The organism is Rhizorhabdus dicambivorans (assembly GCF_002355275.1).
Lineage (GTDB): Bacteria > Pseudomonadota > Alphaproteobacteria > Sphingomonadales > Sphingomonadaceae > Rhizorhabdus > Rhizorhabdus dicambivorans.
Map to the genome: position 1 here is coordinate 2,303,765 of NZ_CP023449.1, position 19,854 is coordinate 2,323,618.

The following is a 19,854-nucleotide window of genomic DNA, read 5'->3' on the forward strand; positions in this document are numbered from 1 at the left end:
TGAAGGCTGGCATCCATGTCTGTTTTCTCCCCAAATGCCGTCTCGGATGGAAAGAGACATGGACCCCAGCCTTCGCTGGGGTGACGGGAAGGGGCAATTCCTTGACCCGTCGCGCTCCTCACGCCAAAGGGCGCTACGCATTTCGCAAGCCCGAAGGACCTCGTCTTGGCGACCAAGCCGCTCTCGTTCCAGCGCCTGATCCTGACGCTCCACGACTATTGGAGCGATCAGGGCTGCGTCATCCTCCAGCCCTATGACATGGAGATGGGCGCGGGGACCTTCCACCCGGCGACCACCCTGCGCGCGCTGGGCCCGAACCACTGGAAGGCGGCCTATGTCCAGCCGTCGCGTCGCCCCACCGACGGCCGCTATGGCGAGAACCCCAACCGGCTCGGCCATTATTACCAGTATCAGGTGATCCTGAAGCCGAGCCCGGCCAATCTTCAGGAACTCTATCTCGGCAGCCTGGAGCGGATCGGCATCGATCCGCTGGCGCATGACATCCGCTTCGTCGAGGACGACTGGGAAAGCCCGACGCTGGGTGCCTGGGGTCTTGGCTGGGAAGTCTGGTGCGACGGCATGGAGGTGACCCAGTTCACCTATTTCCAGCAGGTCGGCGGCTTCGACTGCAAGCCGGTCGCGGGCGAGCTGACCTATGGTCTGGAGCGGCTGGCGATGTACATCCAGGGCGTCGACCGGGTCTATGACCTCGCCTTCAACGATGAAGGCGTGACGTACGGCGACGTCTTCCTGGAGAATGAGCGCCAGTTCAGCGCCTATAATTTCGAGGCCGCCAACACCGAACTGCTGTTCCGCCAGTTCACCCAGGCCGCCGACGAGTGCAAGGCGCTGCTGGAGCGGGACAAGCCGCTGCCGCTGCCCGCCTATGACCAGGCGATCAAGGCCAGCCATATCTTCAACACGCTGCAGGCGCGCGGCGTGATCTCGGTCGCCGAGCGCCAGGCCTATATCGGCCGCGTCCGCGAACTGGCGAAGGGGGCCTGCGCCGCCTGGATGAGCCATAACGGGTGGGACCAATGATCCTCCCCGGCACGGGGAGGGGGACCGGCGAAGCCGGTGGAGGGGGCGGGAAGCAATTGCTTCGCCCCGAGGTAGTCACCGCGCGGAAACTGCGGCGGGCCATGAGCTTGCCTGAGGTCATGCTGTGGGAGTGTCTGCGCGGTGGCCGGGCAGGAGCAGGAGCGAAGTTCCGGCGACAGCATCCGATCGGACCGTATATCGTCGACTTCTATTGTTCGGCGGCCAAATCGGTGATCGAGGTTGATGGTGAAGCGCATGATCGCGGCGGAAAGCCCGAACATGATCGCCAGCGCGACGCCTTTCTGAAAGAGAATGGATATCAGGTGCTCAGAGTGTCTGCTGCGGAAGTGATGAAGGCCCCGGACGAGGTGGCCTCGGCGATCGTTGCGCGGGTGGCGGCCCCCCTCCACCGATACGCGGTCCCCCTCCCCGCAAGCGGGGAGGATGTTCGATGACCGATTTCCTGCTCGAACTCCTCTCCGAGGAAATCCCGGCGCGCATGCAGGAGAAGGCTTCGGCCGATCTCGCGAAGCTGTTCACCGAGGAACTGGCCAAGGCGGGTCTCAAGCCCGACGGCATCACCTCCTACGTCACGCCGCGCCGGCTCGCGCTGATCGCGCATGGCCTGCCGCTGGCGACAGCGGCGGTGTCGGAGGAGACCAAGGGGCCGAAGGTCGGAGCACCCCCGCAGGCGCTGGAAGGCTTCCTGCGCAAGACCGGGCTGACCCAGGATCAGCTCGTCGAGCGCGATGGCGTGCTGTTCGCGATCGTCGAGAAGCCGGGCCGCGAGACGGCGGCGGTGCTGGCCGAGGCGGTCCCCGCGATCGTCCGCGCCTTTCCCTGGCCCAAGTCGATGCGCTGGGGTTCCGGCTCGCTGCGCTGGGTGCGCCCGCTGCAGGGGATCGTCGCGCTGCTCGGCGAGGATATCGTACCGATCGAGGTCGATGGCGTCACCAGCGGTGCCGCGACCATCGGCCACCGCTTCCATCATCCCGGCATTATCACCATCGGCAGCGCCTCCGACTATGTCGAGAAGCTGCGCGCCTGCCACGTGATCGTCGACCATGCCGAGCGCCGCGACATCATCCGCGTCCGTTCGGCCGAACTGGCCGCCGAGGCCGGGCTGAGCGTGATCCCCGACGAGGGGCTGGTCGCCGAGAATGCCGGGCTCACCGAATGGCCGGTGCCGCTGCTAGGCCATTTCGACCCGGCCTTCCTGGAGGTGCCGCGCGAGGTGATCCAGCTGACGCTGCGCACCAATCAGAAATATTTCGTGCTGAACGACGCGGCGGGCAAGCTCGCCCCGGCCTTCATCTGCACCGCCAACATCACCGCGAAGGATGGCGGCACCGCGATTGTCGCGGGCAATGGCAAGGTGCTGGCGGCGCGGCTGTCGGATGCGAAATTCTTCTGGGAACAGGACCTGAAGGTCAAGCTGGAGGATTATCTTCCCAAGCTGGAGGCCATGCTCTTCTACGAGGGCATGGGCTCGTTGCGCGCCAAGGCCGATCGCGTCGCCGACCTCTCCGCCTGGATCGCCAGGGCCTATTTCCCTGAGCGCGATCCCGATACCGCGCGCCGCGCCGGCCTGCTCGCCAAGGCCGATCTTGCCACCGCCATGGTCGGCGAGTTTCCTGAATTGCAGGGCATCATGGGCGGCTATTATGCCGAGAAGGCGGGCGAAAAGCCGGGCACCGTTTCGGCCTTGCAGCAGCAATATGTGGCGGCCGTCGAAGGCTGCATACCGGCCTGCGTCGCGCTGGCTGATCGGGTAGACACGTTGGTCGCCTTCTTCGCGCGGGGCATCAAGCCGACCGGATCGAAGGACCCGTTCGCGCTTCGCCGCGCGGCCTTGCAGGTCATCCAGACCATTCTCGTTAACGGCACCCGGCTGAAACTGGGAGCGGTGATCGATCAGGCCAAGGCGGGGCTCGGTGCCGATCTGGACACCATCGAACTGCTCGACTTCTTCGCCGACCGCCTGAAGGTCCAGCAGCGTGAGGCGGGTGTCCGCCACGATCTGATCGATGCGGTGTTCGCGCTGGGTGGGGAGGACGATCTCGTCCGGTTACTCGCGCGGGTGAAGGCGTTGCAGGTGTTCGTCGAGACCGAGGACGGGGCGAACCTCCTCGCCGGCTACAAGCGGGCCGCCAATATCCTGAAGAAGGAGGGCGGGGTGCCCGAAGGTGCGTCTGCGGTGCCCGATTATCAGCCGGAGGCCGCGGAATCGGCACTGATCACCGCTTTGGACTCGGCCGAGCCGAAGGCCGCAAACGCCGTGCAGAATGAGGATTTCGCCGCCGCCATGTCCGCCCTGGCCAGCCTGCGCGGGCCGATCGATGCCTTTTTCGATCAGGTGACCGTCAACGACCCTTCGCCACAAAAAAGAAACACTAGACTCGCGCTGCTTGAAAAAATCCGTGTTGCGGTGCACAACGTCGCCGACTTCTCGAACATCGAGGGCTGATTCGATTGCCATGCTCCCTGCCGGGAGCGGGTCGTGATGGGGAGAGTGACGGGCGTATGACGACGCAATATGTCTATCGTTTCGGCGGCGGCGTGTCCGACGGCGGCAAGGGCGACAAGAATCTCCTGGGCGGCAAGGGCGCCAATCTGGCGGAGATGGCGTCGATCGGCTTGCCGGTGCCGCCGGGCTTCACCATCTCGACCGAGATGTGCCAGCGCTTCTACGACGAGGGCGAGCGCTTTCCCGAGAGCCTGAAGGCGGAAGTCGCCAACGGCATCGCGCATATCGAGGCGATCACGAACAAGAAGTTCGGCGTCGCGGCCGATCCGCTGCTGGTGTCGGTCCGCTCGGGCGCGCGCGCCTCGATGCCGGGTATGATGGACACCGTCCTGAACCTCGGCCTCAACGACGAGACGGTGCAAGGCCTGGCCAGGGTGTCGGGCGATGCCCGCTTCGCCTGGGACAGCTATCGCCGCTTCATCCAGATGTATTCGGACGTCGTCCTCGAACTCGATCATGGCGCCTTCGAGGAAGCGCTGGAGATCGCCAAGGAGGACAAGGGCTACAGTCTCGACACCGAGATGGGGGCCGAGGACTGGGAGGCGCTGGTCAAGCGCTACCAGGCGATCGTCGTCGAGCAGTGGGACAAGCCCTTTCCGCAGGACGTGCACGAGCAGCTCTGGGGAGCGATCGGCGCCGTCTTCAAGTCGTGGCAGTCGGAGCGGGCCAAGGTCTATCGCCGGCTCAACGACATCCCCGGCGAATGGGGCACGGCGGTCAACGTCCAGGCTATGGTGTTCGGCAATATGGGCGACACGTCGGCCACCGGCGTCGCCTTCACCCGCGATCCGTCGAAGGGCGACCGCGCCTATTATGGCGAGTTCCTGATCAACGCGCAGGGCGAGGACGTCGTCGCCGGCATCCGTACCCCGCAATATCTGACCCGTGAGGCCCGCGAGGCCGCCGGGGCGAAGCCCGCTTCGATGGAAGAGGCGCTGCCGACCGTCTATGGCGAACTCGCCAAGGTGTTCGACCTGCTCGAGACCCATTATCGGGACATGCAGGATATCGAGTTCACGGTGCAGCAGGGCAAGCTCTGGATGCTCCAGACCCGTTCGGGTAAGCGCACCGCCAAGGCGGCGCTCAAGATCGCGGTCGACATGGCGAACGAGGGGCTGATCACCCGCGAGGAGGCGATCGCCCGCGTTGATCCCGCCGCGCTCGACCAGCTGCTTCACCCGACGCTCGATCCCAAGGCACCGCGCGACGTGATCGCCAAGGGCCTGCCCGCATCGCCGGGTGCGGCCTCGGGCCTTGTCGTGTTCGATGCCGAGACCGCCGAGAAGCGCGCCGAAATGGGCGATGCCGTGATCCTGGTGCGGGTCGAGACATCGCCGGAGGACATCCACGGCATGCATGCGGCGCGGGGCATCCTGACCGCGCGGGGCGGCATGACCAGTCACGCGGCGGTCGTCGCGCGCGGCATGGGGCGCCCTTGCGTCTCTGGCGTGGGCACGCTGGCGATCGATGCGAAGGCCAAGGTCTTTCGCGTCGCCGGCCGCGAAGTGCGTGAGGGCGACGTCATCACCATCGACGGCGCCACCGGCGAGGTGATGCTGGGCGCGGTGCCGACCGTACAGCCCGAACTGGCCGGCGATTTCGGCATATTGATGGGCTGGGCCGACGAGGTCCGCCGTCTGAAGGTCCGCGCCAATGCGGAGACCCCGCTCGACTGCAAGACGGCGCGCATCTTCGGCGCCGAGGGCGTCGGCCTGTGCCGCACCGAGCATATGTTCTTCGACAGCAACCGCATCACGGCGGTGCGCCAGATGATCCTGGCCGAAGACGAGAAGGGCCGCCGGGTGGCGCTCGACAAGCTGCTGCCCGAGCAGCGCGCCGACTTCTCCGAGATCTTCGAGATCATGGCCGGTCTTCCGGTGACGATCCGCCTGCTCGATCCGCCGCTGCACGAATTCCTGCCCCATGAGGAGGAGGAATTCGCCGAGGTGGCATCGGCGACAGGGATCGGCGTCGAGGCGCTCAAGCGCCGCGCGGCCGAGCTGCACGAGTTCAACCCGATGCTGGGTCATCGCGGCTGCCGGCTGGGTGTGACCTATCCCGAAATCTACGAGATGCAGGCGCGCGCGATCTTCGAGGCGGCGTGCGACGTCGCGGCGAAATCGGGCAATGCACCGATCCCGGAAGTCATGGTGCCGCTGGTCGCGACCCGGCGCGAGCTGGAACTGATGAAGGCGGTGATCGACAAGGCGGCGAAGGCCGTCTTCGCCGAGAAGGGCGTCACCCTTGACTATCTGGTCGGCACGATGATCGAGCTGCCCCGCGCCGCGCTGAAGGCGGGCGAGATCGCCGAGGTGGGCGAGTTCTTCTCCTTTGGCACCAACGACTTGACCCAGACGACGCTGGGCGTCTCGCGCGACGACGCCGGCCGCTTCCTGACGACCTATGTCGACAAGGGCATCTATCCCAAGGACCCGTTCGTCAGCCTCGACGTCGAAGGCGTCGGCGAGCTGATCGAGCTGGCCGCCGAGCGCGGCCGCAAGACGCGGGGCGACATCAAGCTCGGCATCTGCGGCGAGCATGGCGGCGATCCGGCCTCGATCGCCTTCTGCGAAGGGATCGGGCTCGATTATGTCTCGGCCTCGCCCTATCGGGTGCCGATCGCCCGTCTCGCGGCGGCGCAGGCGGCGCTGAGGGCGAAGCAGGCCTGACCTTCTCCTTGGCCCTCTCCCATTTTCATGGGAGGGGGTTGGGTGAGGATCTTCTTCTTTTGCTCCCGCAGATATGGGTGAGTTGGTCGAAAAGACCCTAACCCCGAACCTCTCCCGTAAGGACGGGAGAGGGATGGTAGGGCTGGGATCGCGCGGACACCTCCGCTACGACGACCCCCCATGCCTCCCCTCGCACCCGCCGATCCAACCCGCCGCATCGTCTCGCTCGACGCGCTGCGCGGGATCGCGCTGTGCGGTATCCTCCTCATCAACATCTTCGACATGGGTGGGCCGGTCGCGATGGACCGGCCGATGGCACCGCCGTCGATCGCCGATCCGGACTGGCAGGTCTGGGGTTTCGCCCAGCTGTTCGTCACCGGCACGATGCGTGGCCTGTTTTCGATGCTGTTCGGGATCGGGCTGCTGCTGTTCGTCGGCGATGGCGACAGCGTCGATCGGCCGCGCCTGTATATGCGCCGGCTGATGCTGCTGTTCGCGTTCGGGGTGGTGGATTCGACCCTGCTGCTCTGGCCGGGCGACATATTGATCATCTACGCGTTCGCCGGGGCGCTGGCGCTGATCCTGCATGGGCTGAAGCCTTATCAGCTCTGTGCGGCGGCGGCGGTCATCCTGATCATGCTGTCGGGCTGGGCTGCGCATGAGGCCGGCGGCATCACGCCCGCCGACACCGTCTACAGCGCCAAGATGCTGGCCAGCGAAGGCGCAGCCCGGCTCGGCAGCTACGGCCAGACCTTCGATTATATGAGCTGGGTCGCCTGGCATTGGACCGTCAACGCGCTTACCTATCGCTGGGTCGCCGATGCGCTCGCCTTCATGCTGGTGGGCATGGCGCTCCATCGGATGGGTTTCTTCAGCGAAGGACGGAGCGAGGGGACCCTTCGCCGACTGATGGCGATCGGCTACGGCGTGGGCGTTGCGCTGCGGCTGATCCATCTGCTCGCGGTCTGGCACAATCAGGGCGCACCGACGATATTGTCCGGCCTGATCGACCAGCCGGGACGGCTGGCGATGACGCTGGGCCATGTCGGCCTGTTCCTGCTGCTGTGGCGGCGCGGCGCCTGGCCCCGGCTGATGGCCGCCTTCGCCCGGATGGGACGGATGGCGCTGACCCTCTATCTTGGCCAGAGCCTGATGGGCGCGGTCATCTTCTCGGGCTTCGGCTTGGGACTGTGGAATCGGCTCGGCGGGCCGGCGCTCTGGCTGGTGGCGCTGGCGATCCTGCTGGTCGAGGGGGTGTTCGCCTGGGCGTGGCTCAAGCGCTTCCGCTATGGGCCGGTGGAGTGGCTATGGCGCCGAGGAACCTACGGAAAGATGCCGGCCTGATGCTTCAGGCGAACCGCCGCGCGTGTTCGTCGGTGAACCCCTGGCGCAGCATCTCCGCCTGTTCGCGCCAGCGCTCGTCGGCGATGGTGCCTGGGGCGATGCCCATGCGCCCTTCCAGTTCGGCTTCATCCCTGGCCGAAAGCGTGCAAATCTCCGCATAGCGGTGGATGCCCAGCTCGTTGAGCCGCATCTCGCCGCCGCGGCCGACCCCGAAAATGCGGGATAGATCGTCCCGGCGGCCCGAAGCCGCGGCGGCCACGGTTCCCGCCGTGTCCGGATCGATTGCCGTGCGACGGCTTTCCAGCTGGGCTATGCGTTCGTTGGCGGCGGCGGCGCGGGCGACATGATCGTCGCGCTCCTTTTCCAGGGCGATCCGCCGGTCACGTTCACCCTCCAGTTCCGCGAGGCGGGTGGAGAGCCGGTCGACCTCGGCATCGGCCGCGATCCGTGCGAACCGCTCCAGCTCGAAACCCTTCTTCCACTTGCGCCCGCCCGACAGCGTGAACAGCCCCAGGAACCAGCCCAGTACCAGAACGAGAGCAAGGATAACCCATTGGTTCGTAGTGAAAGCCGGCATGCAGCCCTCCAGAAATAGCTGGAAGACTAAACCTATACCGCAGGCCACCGTTCCGTGGCTGGTACGGAAATCCGCTTATCAGCGCATCACATTGTCACTGATCGAGCAGGCCGCGGGCCCCAGGATCACGATGAACAGTACTGGCAGGATGAACATTATCAATGGCACGGTCATGATCGCGGGCAGCCGCGCGGCCTTTTCCTCGGCGCGCATCATCCGGTCGTGGCGGAACTCCGCCGAAAGCACGCGCAACGCGGCGGCGAGCGGCGTTCCGTATTTCTCGGTCTGGATCATCGTCGTGACGACGCCCCGGATGGAATCGAGGTTCACCCGCTGGGCGAGATTCTCGAAGGCCTGGCGCCGGTCGGTCAGGAAGCCCAGTTCGATCGCGGTGAGCGCGAATTCATCGCCCAGTTCGGGATAGGCCTTGGCCAGTTCGCGGGCGACGCGGTTGAAGGCGAGATCGACCGACAGGCCCGCCTCCGCGCAGATCACCAGCAGGTCCAGCGCGTCGGGCAGGGCCTTGCGGATCGCGGTCTGCCGCTTGGTGATGAGGTTCTTCACATAGATGTCGGGCGCCTTGTAGCTGGCGATCAGGGCGCCGGCGACGATCATGTATTTCTTGAAGGCGCTCGCATCGGGAAACCAGTTGAGCAGATAGACGCCGATCGCGGCGGTTCCGCCGATCATGATTGGCGCGACCAGCCGGAAGAAGATCACCGTAATCGCCGCGTCCTTGGTGCGGATGCCGGCGCGGGCGAGATTCAGCGAGGCGGCCTTGAGCTGGCTATCCTGCAGCATCTTCATGCTGCCGAGGATCGCCTTCATCCTGTCGACCGAGATGCTGGCCTTCTTCTCCATCTTCGCGCGGCGGCGCGTCTTGGAGGCGGCGACGCCGGCCTTGAGCTGCTCGCGACGATCGTTGAGCGCGCGCACGCGGCGCGCCATGGGATCGCGGGCCACCGACTTCACGACGCTGTGGCCGACGATCAGCATGACGATCGCGGTGGCGAGCGCGATACCGATCGACAGCAGGGTGCTGAAGAACTGGGGCGTGACGGCATGTTCCATCGCGTCCTCCTCAGATCTCGAAATTGATCATCTGGCGCATGATGTAGGCGCCGATCGACATCCAGATCAGCCCGCCCATGCCCGCGATCATCAGCCGCTGGTCGCTGAAGAAACCCGCCATATAGGTGGGGCTGATGAAGCTGATCAGTCCGAACACCACGAAGGGCAGCGCGCCGATGATGTAGGCCGAGGCCTTGGATTCCGACGACATGGCCGAAATCTTGAGCTTCATCTGCATGCGCTTGCGCAGCACGTCCGACAGGTTGGACAGCGTTTCGGCAAGGTTGCCGCCGGTCTCCCGCTGGATCGCCAGGGTGATGACGAAGAACTGGAACTCGGCGGTGCCCAGCCGGTCGGCGGTTTCCTGCAGCGCAGCCTCCAGCGTGCGGCCGATCCTCATCCGGTCGCTGACCGCCTGAAATTCGCTGCCCACCGGGCCTTCGATCTCGGAAGCGATGGCGCTCATCGTCTCGGCAATCGGCAGGCCGGCCCGCAGGCCCCGGACCAGCAGTTCGATCGCGTCGGGAAAGCGGGCCACGAACTGGGCGATGCGGCGCTTGCCCATGAAGTTGAGGAACAGGCGGGGCAGGGCAAGCGCCGCGGCAGTGGCGACGATCAGCGCCATCCACAGCGGCAGGCCGAGGATCGGCAGGATCAGGAAGGGCACCGCGAAGGTGATGCCCATGCCGATGAAATACTGCCGGACGGTCCACTTCTTGCCGGCCGCCTCGATCTTGCGGGTAATCTCGACCGGATCGGGCAGGAAGCGGCTGAACGCGGTTTCCTCGCGCTTCGCCAGGGTGGCGCGGCTGGCGAGCAGCTTGCGGACCTGGTCGCTGACCGCAGGTTCGCCGCTGACATTGTAGCGGCCGCGCACGCCGGCGAGCCGCTTGGTGAAGGCGCGCTGCGCGGGAGGACCGGCGGCCACGAAGAAGAACATGGTCATGAATGCGGCCATGACCATCATGAAGAGCATCGTCAGCATGGGAAGGGGCGCCCCCGGCCGTTCACCTGCCGGGGCTCACTTCTTCGCGATCTTGGACTTGGGCTGGAAGATGGCGGCCAGCTCGTCGAGCAGCGAGCCCTTCTTCTTGCCGTCGGCGGTGGGATCGTCATGAACCAGCGAGAGCAGCTTCTCGGCGATCGAAGCCAGGCCCTGGCCGAGCTTGGAGGTCTTGCCCGCCTCGGCGATGGGCTTGCCCAGCTTGGCGGCGTTCACCGCCTGCTTGTGATCATAGGGCAGCATGAAATCGATCTCGCGCTCGATCGAGTTCTCGAAATCCTTGCGGCTGATCTCGGTCAGGCTCGGATGGACGCGGTTGGCGACGATCAGCACGCCGGCCTGCGGCGCATTGTTCTTCAGCCAGGCGAGGATGCGGATCGTGTCGCGGGTCGCCGCCAGGGTCAGTTCGACCACCAGCACCACCGACTGGACATCATGGAACAGGTGCGGATGCTGCACCATCATCCCGCGCGGCACATCGACGACGGTGCATTCGAAGGCGCCCTTCATCTCCTCCTGCAGCTGGAAATAGGCGCCGCCATCGGTGATGATCGGGTGGTTGATCGGCGCCTCGGCCGACAGCACCGAAAGCTTGTCGTTCGCCTTGACCAAGGCGCGCTCCAGGAACAGCCCGTCGATGCGCGCCGGATTGTCGATCGCGTCGGTCAGGCCACGGCCCGGCTCCAGGTCGAGCGACAGGGCACCGGTGCCGAAATGGACGTCAAGGTCGAGCAGGGCGGTGCTGTGGCCGCCATTCTCGCCCATCAGCCAGGCGAGCGAGCTGGCGACGGTCGATGCGCCGACCCCGCCGCGAACGCCGATCACCGCGGTCATCATGTGGATCGCGTCCTCGGCCAGCACGCCGTGGCGCGGGCCCATCAGCATCATCTGCGCCTGGGCCAGCGCATCGCGGACCTGATCGGCGGTGAAGGGCTTGAGCAGATAATCCTGGATGCCGCTGTTCAGCAGTTCGCGGTAGAGCCGGACATCGTTGACCGCGCCGGCCGCAATCACGATCGTCCCCGGCTCGCACACTTCGGCCAGCGCGTTGACGTCGTTGAGCGGATCAGTCGATTCGGACAGGTCGATCAGCAGGATCGTCGGGCTCGCCGAGACCGAAAGCGACTGGACCGCCCCGCGCAGCCCACTCTTGACCACGGCCTCGACTGGCCAGCCCAGCTCGAACACCAGCGGCTTCAGCAGTTCAACGCTGGCATCGTCGCAGACGAAGGCGGCGAACGGATTGCGGGTCTGCTGGCCCTTGGGATTGAAGGGAGCGTTCATCAATTGCCTCCCTTGGTGGATTCGACCTTCAGCCCGTTGGTGGAGGTCGGATTGGCGTTGCGCCACACCCGGATCGCCTTGGCGGCGGTGTCGGCGCTCGAGCCCTGGGCGCGCTGGCCGCGCACAAGATCTTCGGGATTGGCCACCATCGCAGCCAAGGTCGAATTGATCCCGCAGCCATAGTTTGATGACGAAGCGCCGGTGAAATTGGGCTGCGACAACTGGCTGTAATCGGGGCAGCCGGGCACGCTGGCGGTCGAGCGGCTAACGACGATGCGGACCTGCCCGATGGCGATCGCCCCTTCGGTGACGGGGGCCCCGTCGCTGAGGAACAGGCCGTAGTCGCCGACGATCGCGGCGATGTCGCGATTCGATCCGGTGCCGCCCGCGCTCATGTCGACGCTGATGCGATCACCATAGTCGAGCCCGATCGCGTCGAACCACTGACGGACCCGCGTCGAGGCGACGGGATCGAGCCCGCTGCCGGACACGTCGAGCACATAGTCATGACGCTGGACGACCGGCTGGTGGACCGATTCGACGCCGCGATTGTAGCGGCCGGCCGGGGCCGCCGAGAGCGGCAGTGCGAGGGCGGCGAGGGCGAGGAGGCCAGAGAGGACGGAATTGCGGTTCATCATGTCCTCCAGCTCAGTTCAGGGCGAAGCCGGCATCGGGCACGGCGCCCTTGCCCTTGGCTGGTGCGGCCTTCGATACGCGGTCTCCCGCGGGCACCGTCTTCGGCGGCGCGGGGACTGGGGTCGGGCTCTGCTCGCCCGACTTGCCCATGAAGGTCTGGCCAGCGATCAGCCGTTCGGCATCGGTCGCGCTCTTGAGGCCGGCGGTCGGCAGCGCGATCTGCTGCGGCGAGACCGGCTTCACCAGATAGGGGGTGACGACGATCATCAGCTCGGTCTCGTTGCGCTTGAAGCCGTTCGAACGGAACAGCGCGCCCAGCACGGGCAGATCGGCGAGGAAGGGGGCCTTGTCGACATTGCTGTTCTGCCCGTTCGACAGCAGCCCGCCGATCATGAAGGCCTGGCCGGAGCCGAGCTCGACGGTCGTCTCTGCACGGCGGGTGGTGATGCCGGGGATGGTGAAGCCGTTGAGCTTCACTGAGCCCGCATCGGTAAGCTGCGACACTTCCGGGCGCACGCGGATCGAGATGCGGCCGTCGCTCAGCACCGTGGGGGTGAAGGACAGGCTGACGCCATATTGCTTGAATTCGACCGAGACGGCGCCCAGGCCCTGCGCCAGGGGGATCGGAATCTCGCCGCCCGCCAGAAAGCTCGCGGTCTCACCCGAGATCGCGGTCAGGTTGGGCTGGGCGAGGGTGGTGACGAGGCCGTCGGCCTCCGCCAGATCGATCGCGGCGGCAAGGTCCAGGCCGAAGATCTTGCCCATCAGCGCCAGCGACGTGCCCTTGCCCTGGCCCAGGTTCTTCAGATCATATTGCGTGCCCGGCGGCAGCAGGAACTGGTCGGTCGCGACATTGTACGGAAGCATCGTGCCGGCGGGAACGGGGAGGCGTCCAGACGCGTCGATCTTCGGAAAGGCAGAATAGTCAGCATTGCCGATCGTACCGAAGTTGCGGCCTTGGGCGATGCCGAACAGAAAGCCGCCGGTCGTATCCCGGTTGAGCAGGTTGACGCCGACCGACTTGGCGAACTCGCGGCTGACCTCGGCGATCTTGACCTGCAGGTTGACCTGCAGGGGCACCGCCGACCGCAGCCGGTTGACGACCTGTACGTCCTTGCCGGTGAACTGCTCGACCAGCTTCTGCGCTTCCTCGATGTCGCTCGGCGCCGCCACGGTGCCGGTCAGCAGGACGATGCCGTTCATCGTCGTCGCGGTGATCGCGGCCTCGGGCATGGCAAGCTTGAGCATCGTGTCGACGCTGGTGATGTTGCTGCCGACGCGGACGATCGAGGACCAGATGACCTTGCCGCTCTTGTCGGTGGCATAGACGGCGGTCTCGCCCGCGCCCTTGCCGAAGAGATAGAGCTGGCTGGCCGAGCGGACCTGGACGTCCGCGACCTTGTCGTCGGCGACGAAAAGGTCGGTCATTGCCGCAGGGAGGGCGATCATCTGCCCCTCGCCGATCGACAGGGTGGTCGTTTCGGTGGGTTTGCCGATCGTGGCGGTGCGGACCCCGTTGACGCGCGACGGCGCCGCGCTCGCCGCGCCGCCGACCGGGGCGAAGGCGACGGCCGCGAGCAGTGCGGTCGTGAACAGGGTCCGGACGCGTTGCCGCCGGTTGCGCTTACGCATACTCACTTCGCCCCAATCGTGCTGGAGGTGGTCGATCCGCCGCGCATGATCCGGATGACCGGGCCCTTGGGGGCCTCGGCGACCGGCCCGGTGGGGGCGGTGCTCGCCGGCTTGGCGGGCACGCTCGACCGTTGAAAACGCGATACGTCCGCGCCGACGGTGTAGGTCGGGTTGCTGTCGATCGGGCGCGAGGTAATCTCGAGCAGCATCTGCCGCTCGGCCTTGGGATCGGCATCGGCGGGGAGCTTCACGTCGCCATTGGCGATGCGCTCCTCCAACTCGGCCCGGTCCTCGGCGATCGAGCGCAGCGCCAGCGAAAGCTGGCCGATGGTCTGCGCGACCGCGATCTTCTCGGCGATCTTCGGCGTGGCTTCCAGCGTGACGTTCGAGGTGCCGGCGACGACGGTCTTGCCTTCCTCATCGACGGTCTTGTCGGTGCGCTGGTCGGCGGCGAGGACGCGCAGGTTGCGGATGATCGTCTCGGCGGCCTTGAGCGGGGCGCCATCGCCGCCGCCTGGCACCTCCTGGGTCAGCATCAGGTCCACCCGGTCGCCCGGGAAGACGAAGCCGGCGACGCCCGACTGGGCCGAAACCGAGATGGTGACGGCGCGCATGCCCGGCCCGAGCGCGGCGGCAAGGAAGCCGCGGTCGCCGGGCTTGACCAGCGCGCCCTGGGTCACCGGCGCGCCGGCCGTGATCGCATAGCGGACAACGGAGCCGTTGAGCTGGGTGAGATCGCCCTCGCCCTTGATGAAATAGGTCTTGCTGACCAGTTCGGCCGGCCAGCGCTGATAGCGGAAGCTTTCGGGGCCGATGATCGTGCCGACGGGGAGGGGACGGATCGCCACCGCGACTTCGGGGCCGGTCGGCTGAGGAGCGGCGGCGGCTACCGGCGCCGCCTCGGCCTCGCTATTCCCGCCGAACATGTTGCGGAAGACGACGGCGGAGATGCCCGCCATCACCAGCGCCATGATCAGCAGCAGCAATTTCCTCGCATCCATCGATCAGACCCAATCTCGCCCGACAGGGGCGCAAAAGCCGGGAGGTTCACGGGGAACCCCTCGCGCCGCTATGCAACAGACGTGGTTAACAAGCCGTTTGCGATGACCCACAGCCCGCCGATCGCGATGGCGACGCCATAGGGCACCTCCGGCCGCTCGGCGTTCGGGCGCCAGCGCTGGCGAATCAGCAGGAAGACGGTGATGGCCCCGCCGGCTAGCGCCATGACGATGAGCATCACCATCAGCGCCTGGAAGGGGAGCCAGAGGGCCAGCGCCGCGATCATCTTGACGTCGCCGCCGCCCATCATCTTGAGCATGAACAGGCCGGCGAAGACCGCGAACAGCAGCAGGGCAATGCCGATGCGGACCGCGATATCGGGCCAGAGCGCTTCTCCGGCAACCCACCAGAAGGCCACCGCCAGCAGCGCGATCGCCGCATTCAGCTCGTTCGAGATGGTCCGCGTCCTGATATCGGTCCATGCCGCCATGAGCAGCAAAACCGCCAGCAAAATGCCGAAAAGGTCCGGAAGTTGAATAGACATGGTTAAGCAGGCTAGAGGGCGGCTCTTACCAATTCCTAAATGCGTCCCATGAACGAAACGATCACCATTGCGGACATCGCGATCGTCGGTGCCGGCATGGCGGGCGCCAGCCTCGCCGCCGAGATCGGCGATGCCGCGCGGGTGGTGCTGATCGAGGGGGAGGCGCAGCCGGGCTACCACAGCACGGGCCGCTCCGCAGCCTTCTGGCAGGAGACCTATGGCGGGCCGGCGGTGCAGCCGCTGACAAGCGCCTCCTTCGCTTTTCTGGAGGCGCACGGCTTCCTCGGCGCGCGCGAGGCGGTGTACCTGGCCAGGCCCACCGGGCTGGCGGCGCTCGATCGCCTGAAGGCGGAACTGGGGAGCAAGGTCCACCTGGATCCGCTGACACCGCAGCAATTGGATGCCCGTATTCCCGGCCTGCGTTCCGGGCTGGCGGGGGGGCTTGCCGAGCCGAGCTGCCGCGATATCGACGTGGCCGGGCTGCACGCTCATTATCTCTCCCGCGCCAGACAAGCTGGTGCGATGCTGCTGGCGGATGCCCGTGTCGAGGCCATCACGCGCGAGGACGGGCGGTGGCGGATCGCGACGCGGGACGGTGAGGTGCGGGCGACGATCATCGTCGACGCCGCCGGAGCCTGGGCCGATCAGGTGGCTGCCATGGCGGGCGTGCGGCCGATCGGCATCGCGCCCTTTCGACGCACCATGGTCCAGTTGCAGGTCGATCCGGCCGCCCTGGCAGACCTGCCGCTGGTGATGGATGCTGAGCAGCGCTTTTACTTCAAGCCCGAAGCGGGCGGGCGGATATGGCTGTCGCCGCATGACGAGGCGCCGACTCCGCCGTGCGACGCAGCGCCGGAGGAAATCGACATCGCCGTCGCGATCGACAGGTTAGAGCGCGTCGTCGACTGGCGGATCGTCCGCCGCGAGCGCGCCTGGGCCGGCCTGCGCAGCTTCGCGCCCGACCGCGCGCCCGTCTATGGCTTCGACGTGCGGGCACCGGGTTTCTTCTGGTGCGCCGGGCAGGGCGGTTTCGGTATCCAGACCGCGCCCGCGGCGGCAAGCATCGCGGCGGCGCTATTGCTTGGCCGGTCCGCGCCGGCCGAGACGATCGATATTGACCGTTATGCGCCGCGCCGGTTTGGCTGACGGCAAAAAAGCGCTGCGCGACGCTCGGCTCCGAGCATCGCCGGGAAGATTGGACAAAGGTCGAAGCCGTTACGGTTTCGTAAAGGCATCCATCGTCCCTTCCGCATAAAATCGAGATAATTCCGTCAATTATACGAAGGTCTTACGCAATATACCTGTCATGGATTCCGGGTAGGGCAGCCATAGGAGGAGGGGGCTTTCGGGCAGATCGAGTCGGGGGTTTGTGCAATGGGGATCTATCTCAAAGGGCTGGAACTCTACCCCGCGCTGGTGCGGCGCGAGGGTGACTTCTACCAGGCGGATTTCGTTGATATTCCCGGTTGTCGCGCCTATGGCGCCTCGGCGGTCGAGGCCGAGATCAATGCCGGCGAGGCGCTTCATGAGCATGTCGCGACCCTGGGCCGTTATGGGCGGAGGCTTCCTGTGCCATCGGTCGTCGAGCAGCAGGATCGCGACGCGGATCGCTATGTCGCCTATATCACCGCGCCGCTGCCCTAAGTCCTAGAAGGCTACCAGCCTGTCGTCGCCGAGGCCCGTCATCACCGACACCGGACCCTGAGCCTCCAGGCGCGGGTCGAGCTTCTCCAGATCGAGGTCGTGCAGAGCCAGCCCGCTCTGGCACAGGCTGATCGCCACGCCGAGCCCCAGGGCTTCCTCCCACAATTCCCCCAGCTTGGGCAGTCCCGCCTTGTGCCGGGCCGGGTCGTTGGGCGCGCTCAGCGGTGCCGCGAGCAGGGCCACGGCGCCCTCGTGGAGATGCAGGCGTATCCTTGCTCCCGTCGCGGCGGTCGCGGCGGCAAAGCCCAGCGCGGTGTGGAGACGCTCGGCATCGCCGGTCGCGACGAGAATGGTCAGGCCACGCATAGGCAGCCGGGATCCTTGGGAACGCTGATCGTCCGGAAGCGGAAGGCAAGCGCGTCGACCAGCAGAAGCCGGCCGGCGGGATCGTCGCCATAGCCGGTCAGCGCGCGGATCGCCTCCATCGCGCCGAGGCTGCCCATCACCCCGGTCAGCGCGCCGAGCACGCCCTGATCGGCGCAGCTGATATCGGCCTGGCCGGGATCGTCGCCGACGAGGCAGCGATAGCAGGGCTTGTCCGCCTCCCAGCCGCGCCACACGCCCAATTGCCCGTCGAACTGGCCGACCGCCGCCGAGACGAGCGGAAGGCGCAGCCGTAGCGATGAATCGGAAATGGCCAGGCGCGTCCCGAAATTATCGCAGCCGTCCAGGATCAGATTGGCGCCCTCGAGCAGCTGGTCGGCGGTATCGGCATCGATCCGCACCGTCACCGGCTCGACCGCCACGTCCGGATTCATTGCGGCCACCCGCTCGGCTGCGACCTCGGCCTTGGGGCGGCCGATATCGGCGGTGCCGAACAGGGTCTGGCGCTGGAGGTTGGAAAGGTCGACGACGTCGTCGTCGATCACGCGAAGCCGGCCGACGCCCGCTGCCGCCAGATACTGGATCGCGGGCGATCCGATCCCGCCAGCGCCGATCACCGCCACCGTGGCGCCGAGCAGCGCCTGCTGCCCCGCGCCACCGATCTCCTTCAGGATGATGTGGCGGGCATAGCGATCGAGCTGCTGATCCGTAAGCGACATGCCCGCATTCTATCCTAGATCGTCATGTCAGCGAAGGCTGGCATCCATGTCTGCTTCCTTCTCAGATGCCACTGGGAAGGGGAGAGACATGGACCCCAGCCTTCGCTGGGGTGACGTTGAAAATCATCGCCCCGTCGAGCCGAAGCCACCTGACCCACGCACCGTCTCGTCCAGTTCCTCCACCTCGGCGAAGGCGGCGCGCTGGACGGCGGCGGGAACGAGCTGGGCGATGCGCTCGCCGCGTTTCACCTCGAACGGCTCGGAGCCGAGATTGGCGAGGATCACCTTCACCTCGCCGCGATAATCGGCATCGATCGTGCCGGGGGTGTTGAGGCAGGTGATGCCATTCTTCAGCGCAAGCCCCGAACGCGGGCGCACCTGCACCTCATAGCCCTCGGGGATCGCGATCGCGAAGCCCGTCGCCACCGCGTGGCGCGCGCCCGGCATCAGGGTCACGTCCTCGGCCGCGACCACGTCCATGCCGGCGGCGTGGGCGGTCGCATAGGCGGGAAGGGGGAGGCCGGCACCATGATCGAGTCGCTTCAGACGAATGGCAAGCTCAGGCGAACTCATCGGCGATCCTTGCGGCGAGGCGGTGGGCGACGTCGGCCTTGGGCATGGTTTCCCAGCTTTCGACCCCGTCGCGGGTGACGATATGGATGCTGTTGCTGTCCCCGCCCATCACGTCGCCCGAGACGTCATTGGCGACAATCCAGTCGGCATCCTTGCGGGCGCGCTTGGCGACGGCGTGGTCGACGACCTTCTCGGTCTCGGCGGCGAAACCGATCAGCAGGCGCGGGCGGCGGGCGTTCTGCGCCAAGCCGGCGAGGATGTCCGGATTCTCGGCAAGCGCCAGTGTCGGCGGGGCGCCCGATCCATCCTTCTTGATCTTCTGCCCGGCGGCCGTATCGGCGCGCCAGTCGGCCACCGCCGCGACCATCACCGCGACATCGGCGGGCAAGGCGGCATCGACCGCCGCCGCCATCTCGCGGGCGCTCTCGACGTCGATGCGGTGGACGCCGGCGGGCGTGGCGAGGCTGACCGGCCCGGACACTAGCGTCACCCGCGCGCCGAGCGCCGCCAGCGCCCCGGCGATCGCATAGCCCTGCTTGCCCGAGGAGCGGTTGGCGATGTAGCGGACCGGATCGATCGGCTCATGGGTGGGCCCCGCCGTCACCAGCACATGCCGCCCCGCCAACGCGCCGCCCTTGATGCCGGGCGCGGGTATGACGCGGGGCCGGTCGAGCAGCTTCTCGATCTCGCCCCAGATGAAGGGCGGCTCGGGCAGGCGCCCGGGGCCGAACTCGCCGCAGGCCATCGCCCCGTCATCGGGATCGAGCACCGTCACCCCGTCCGCCCGCAGGGTCGCGACATTGCGCTGGGTCGCGGCGTGGAGCCACATGCGGACGTTCATCGCCGGCACCGCCAGCACCGGCTTGTCGGTGGCGAGCAGCAGCGTGGTGGCGAGGTCGTCGGCGATGCCGACGGCCATCTTCGCCATGAGGTCGGCTGTCGCGGGGCAGACCACCACCAGATCGGCCTCGCGGCTGAGCTGGATATGGCCCATCTCGGTCTCGTTCTTGAGGTCCCACAGGCTGGTGTGGACCTCCTGCTCGCTGAGCGCGGCGAGGCTCATTGGCGTCACGAAATGCTGGGCGCCCTCGGTCAGCACGCAGCGCACGCTGCCGCCGCCCTTGCGGATCAGCCGCACCAGCTCGCACGCCTTGTAGGCGGCGATGCCACCGCCGACGATCAGCAATATGCGAGGCGCGATCATGGG

The 19,854-nt window shown here is 66.7% G+C and carries 19 protein-coding genes; 7 read left to right on the top strand and 12 right to left on the bottom strand.

The window, feature by feature from the left end; all coding sequences use genetic code 11:
* Positions 1-165 precede the first annotated feature (165 nt).
* The 5 genes from CMV14_RS10910 (at position 166) to CMV14_RS10930 (ending at position 7,581) form a co-directional block, all read left to right on the top strand.
* Positions 166-1,041, top strand: coding sequence for a glycine--tRNA ligase subunit alpha (locus CMV14_RS10910; RefSeq protein WP_066958927.1), 876 nt, complete (start codon positions 166-168; stop codon positions 1,039-1,041).
* Positions 1,038-1,496, top strand: coding sequence for an endonuclease domain-containing protein (locus CMV14_RS10915; protein WP_066958928.1), 459 nt, complete (start codon positions 1,038-1,040; stop codon positions 1,494-1,496). The genes CMV14_RS10910 and CMV14_RS10915 overlap by 4 nt, the downstream gene beginning before the upstream one ends.
* Entirely contained in the window at positions 1,493-3,508 is a 2,016-nt protein-coding gene (gene glyS / locus CMV14_RS10920; RefSeq protein WP_066958929.1) for a glycine--tRNA ligase subunit beta, read from the top strand. Before CMV14_RS10915 ends, glyS begins: the two co-directional genes overlap by 4 nt.
* Before the next feature lie 56 nt (positions 3,509-3,564).
* Positions 3,565-6,237, top strand: a complete 2,673-nt coding sequence (gene ppdK / locus CMV14_RS10925; protein WP_066958930.1) for a pyruvate, phosphate dikinase — start codon at positions 3,565-3,567, stop codon at positions 6,235-6,237.
* Between the two features lie 180 nt (positions 6,238-6,417).
* Entirely contained in the window at positions 6,418-7,581 is a 1,164-nt protein-coding gene (locus CMV14_RS10930) for a DUF418 domain-containing protein (protein WP_066958931.1), read from the top strand.
* Between the two features lie 4 nt (positions 7,582-7,585).
* Here CMV14_RS10930 and CMV14_RS10935 read toward each other — a convergent pair whose 3' ends face one another.
* The 8 genes from CMV14_RS10935 to CMV14_RS10970 all read right to left on the bottom strand — a co-directional run bounded on the left by CMV14_RS10935 (position 7,586) and on the right by CMV14_RS10970 (position 15,327).
* On the bottom strand, positions 7,586-8,158 hold the full coding sequence (locus CMV14_RS10935) for a helix-hairpin-helix domain-containing protein (protein WP_066958932.1): 573 nt from the start codon (positions 8,156-8,158) through the stop codon (positions 7,586-7,588).
* A 78-nt stretch (positions 8,159-8,236) separates the two neighbouring features.
* On the bottom strand, positions 8,237-9,229 hold the full coding sequence (locus CMV14_RS10940) for a type II secretion system F family protein (protein WP_066958933.1): 993 nt from the start codon (positions 9,227-9,229) through the stop codon (positions 8,237-8,239).
* 10 nt (positions 9,230-9,239) lie between these two features.
* Positions 9,240-10,214, bottom strand: a complete 975-nt coding sequence (locus tag CMV14_RS10945) for a type II secretion system F family protein (RefSeq protein ID WP_066958934.1) — start codon at positions 10,212-10,214, stop codon at positions 9,240-9,242.
* 36 nt (positions 10,215-10,250) lie between these two features.
* A complete protein-coding gene (locus CMV14_RS10950; RefSeq protein ID WP_066958935.1) occupies positions 10,251-11,516 on the bottom strand; it encodes a pilus assembly protein CpaE in 1,266 nt (421 codons plus the stop codon).
* Entirely contained in the window at positions 11,516-12,151 is a 636-nt protein-coding gene (locus tag CMV14_RS10955) for a CpaD family pilus assembly protein (protein ID WP_176488930.1), read from the bottom strand. Before CMV14_RS10955 ends, CMV14_RS10950 begins: the two co-directional genes overlap by 1 nt.
* Positions 12,152-12,164: 13 nt before the next feature.
* Positions 12,165-13,784, bottom strand: coding sequence for a type II and III secretion system protein family protein (locus CMV14_RS10960; RefSeq protein ID WP_066958937.1), 1,620 nt, complete (start codon positions 13,782-13,784; stop codon positions 12,165-12,167).
* Positions 13,785-13,786: 2 nt separating this feature from the next.
* Entirely contained in the window at positions 13,787-14,785 is a 999-nt protein-coding gene (gene cpaB, locus CMV14_RS10965; RefSeq protein ID WP_066958938.1) for a Flp pilus assembly protein CpaB, read from the bottom strand.
* Between the two features lie 68 nt (positions 14,786-14,853).
* Positions 14,854-15,327, bottom strand: coding sequence for an A24 family peptidase (locus CMV14_RS10970; protein ID WP_066958939.1), 474 nt, complete (start codon positions 15,325-15,327; stop codon positions 14,854-14,856).
* A 48-nt stretch (positions 15,328-15,375) separates the two neighbouring features.
* Between CMV14_RS10970 and CMV14_RS10975 the strand changes: the two genes are divergently transcribed.
* A complete protein-coding gene (locus CMV14_RS10975; protein WP_066958940.1) occupies positions 15,376-16,473 on the top strand; it encodes an NAD(P)/FAD-dependent oxidoreductase in 1,098 nt (365 codons plus the stop codon).
* 228 nt (positions 16,474-16,701) lie between these two features.
* Entirely contained in the window at positions 16,702-16,971 is a 270-nt protein-coding gene (locus CMV14_RS10980) for a type II toxin-antitoxin system HicB family antitoxin (RefSeq protein ID WP_066958941.1), read from the top strand.
* 3 nt (positions 16,972-16,974) lie between these two features.
* Here CMV14_RS10980 and CMV14_RS10985 read toward each other — a convergent pair whose 3' ends face one another.
* The 4 genes from CMV14_RS10985 to coaBC form a co-directional block, all read right to left on the bottom strand.
* Complete coding sequence (locus tag CMV14_RS10985; protein ID WP_066958942.1) at positions 16,975-17,337, bottom strand: DsrE family protein; 363 nt, start codon at positions 17,335-17,337, stop codon at positions 16,975-16,977.
* Complete coding sequence (locus tag CMV14_RS10990; RefSeq protein ID WP_066958943.1) at positions 17,325-18,074, bottom strand: HesA/MoeB/ThiF family protein; 750 nt, start codon at positions 18,072-18,074, stop codon at positions 17,325-17,327. Before CMV14_RS10990 ends, CMV14_RS10985 begins: the two co-directional genes overlap by 13 nt.
* A gap of 123 nt (positions 18,075-18,197) precedes the next feature.
* Positions 18,198-18,647 (bottom strand): dUTP diphosphatase, encoded by a 450-nt coding sequence (dut, locus tag CMV14_RS10995; RefSeq protein WP_066958944.1) that lies wholly within the window; start codon positions 18,645-18,647, stop codon positions 18,198-18,200.
* Complete coding sequence (coaBC, locus tag CMV14_RS11000) at positions 18,634-19,851, bottom strand: bifunctional phosphopantothenoylcysteine decarboxylase/phosphopantothenate--cysteine ligase CoaBC (RefSeq protein ID WP_066958945.1); 1,218 nt, start codon at positions 19,849-19,851, stop codon at positions 18,634-18,636. Before coaBC ends, dut begins: the two co-directional genes overlap by 14 nt.
* Positions 19,852-19,854: the final 3 nt, after the last annotated feature.

Coding starts and splice junctions, on each gene's coding strand:
- CMV14_RS10955 (WP_176488930.1), bottom strand. CDS start 12,151: ATGAACCGCAATTCCGTCCTCTCTGGCCTCCTCGCCCTCGCCGCCCTC.
- CMV14_RS10985 (WP_066958942.1), bottom strand. CDS start 17,337: ATGCGTGGCCTGACCATTCTCGTCGCGACCGGCGATGCCGAGCGTCTC.
- glyS (WP_066958929.1), top strand. CDS start 1,493: ATGACCGATTTCCTGCTCGAACTCCTCTCCGAGGAAATCCCGGCGCGC.
- CMV14_RS10940 (WP_066958933.1), bottom strand. CDS start 9,229: ATGGAACATGCCGTCACGCCCCAGTTCTTCAGCACCCTGCTGTCGATC.
- CMV14_RS10915 (WP_066958928.1), top strand. CDS start 1,038: ATGATCCTCCCCGGCACGGGGAGGGGGACCGGCGAAGCCGGTGGAGGG.
- CMV14_RS10970 (WP_066958939.1), bottom strand. CDS start 15,327: ATGTCTATTCAACTTCCGGACCTTTTCGGCATTTTGCTGGCGGTTTTG.
- cpaB (WP_066958938.1), bottom strand. CDS start 14,785: ATGGATGCGAGGAAATTGCTGCTGCTGATCATGGCGCTGGTGATGGCG.
- ppdK (WP_066958930.1), top strand. CDS start 3,565: ATGACGACGCAATATGTCTATCGTTTCGGCGGCGGCGTGTCCGACGGC.
- CMV14_RS10935 (WP_066958932.1), bottom strand. CDS start 8,158: ATGCCGGCTTTCACTACGAACCAATGGGTTATCCTTGCTCTCGTTCTG.
- dut (WP_066958944.1), bottom strand. CDS start 18,647: ATGAGTTCGCCTGAGCTTGCCATTCGTCTGAAGCGACTCGATCATGGT.
- CMV14_RS10975 (WP_066958940.1), top strand. CDS start 15,376: ATGAACGAAACGATCACCATTGCGGACATCGCGATCGTCGGTGCCGGC.
- coaBC (WP_066958945.1), bottom strand. CDS start 19,851: ATGATCGCGCCTCGCATATTGCTGATCGTCGGCGGTGGCATCGCCGCC.
- CMV14_RS10990 (WP_066958943.1), bottom strand. CDS start 18,074: ATGTCGCTTACGGATCAGCAGCTCGATCGCTATGCCCGCCACATCATC.
- CMV14_RS10960 (WP_066958937.1), bottom strand. CDS start 13,784: ATGCGTAAGCGCAACCGGCGGCAACGCGTCCGGACCCTGTTCACGACC.
- CMV14_RS10950 (WP_066958935.1), bottom strand. CDS start 11,516: ATGAACGCTCCCTTCAATCCCAAGGGCCAGCAGACCCGCAATCCGTTC.
- CMV14_RS10945 (WP_066958934.1), bottom strand. CDS start 10,214: ATGCTGACGATGCTCTTCATGATGGTCATGGCCGCATTCATGACCATG.
- CMV14_RS10930 (WP_066958931.1), top strand. CDS start 6,418: ATGCCTCCCCTCGCACCCGCCGATCCAACCCGCCGCATCGTCTCGCTC.
- CMV14_RS10980 (WP_066958941.1), top strand. CDS start 16,702: ATGGGGATCTATCTCAAAGGGCTGGAACTCTACCCCGCGCTGGTGCGG.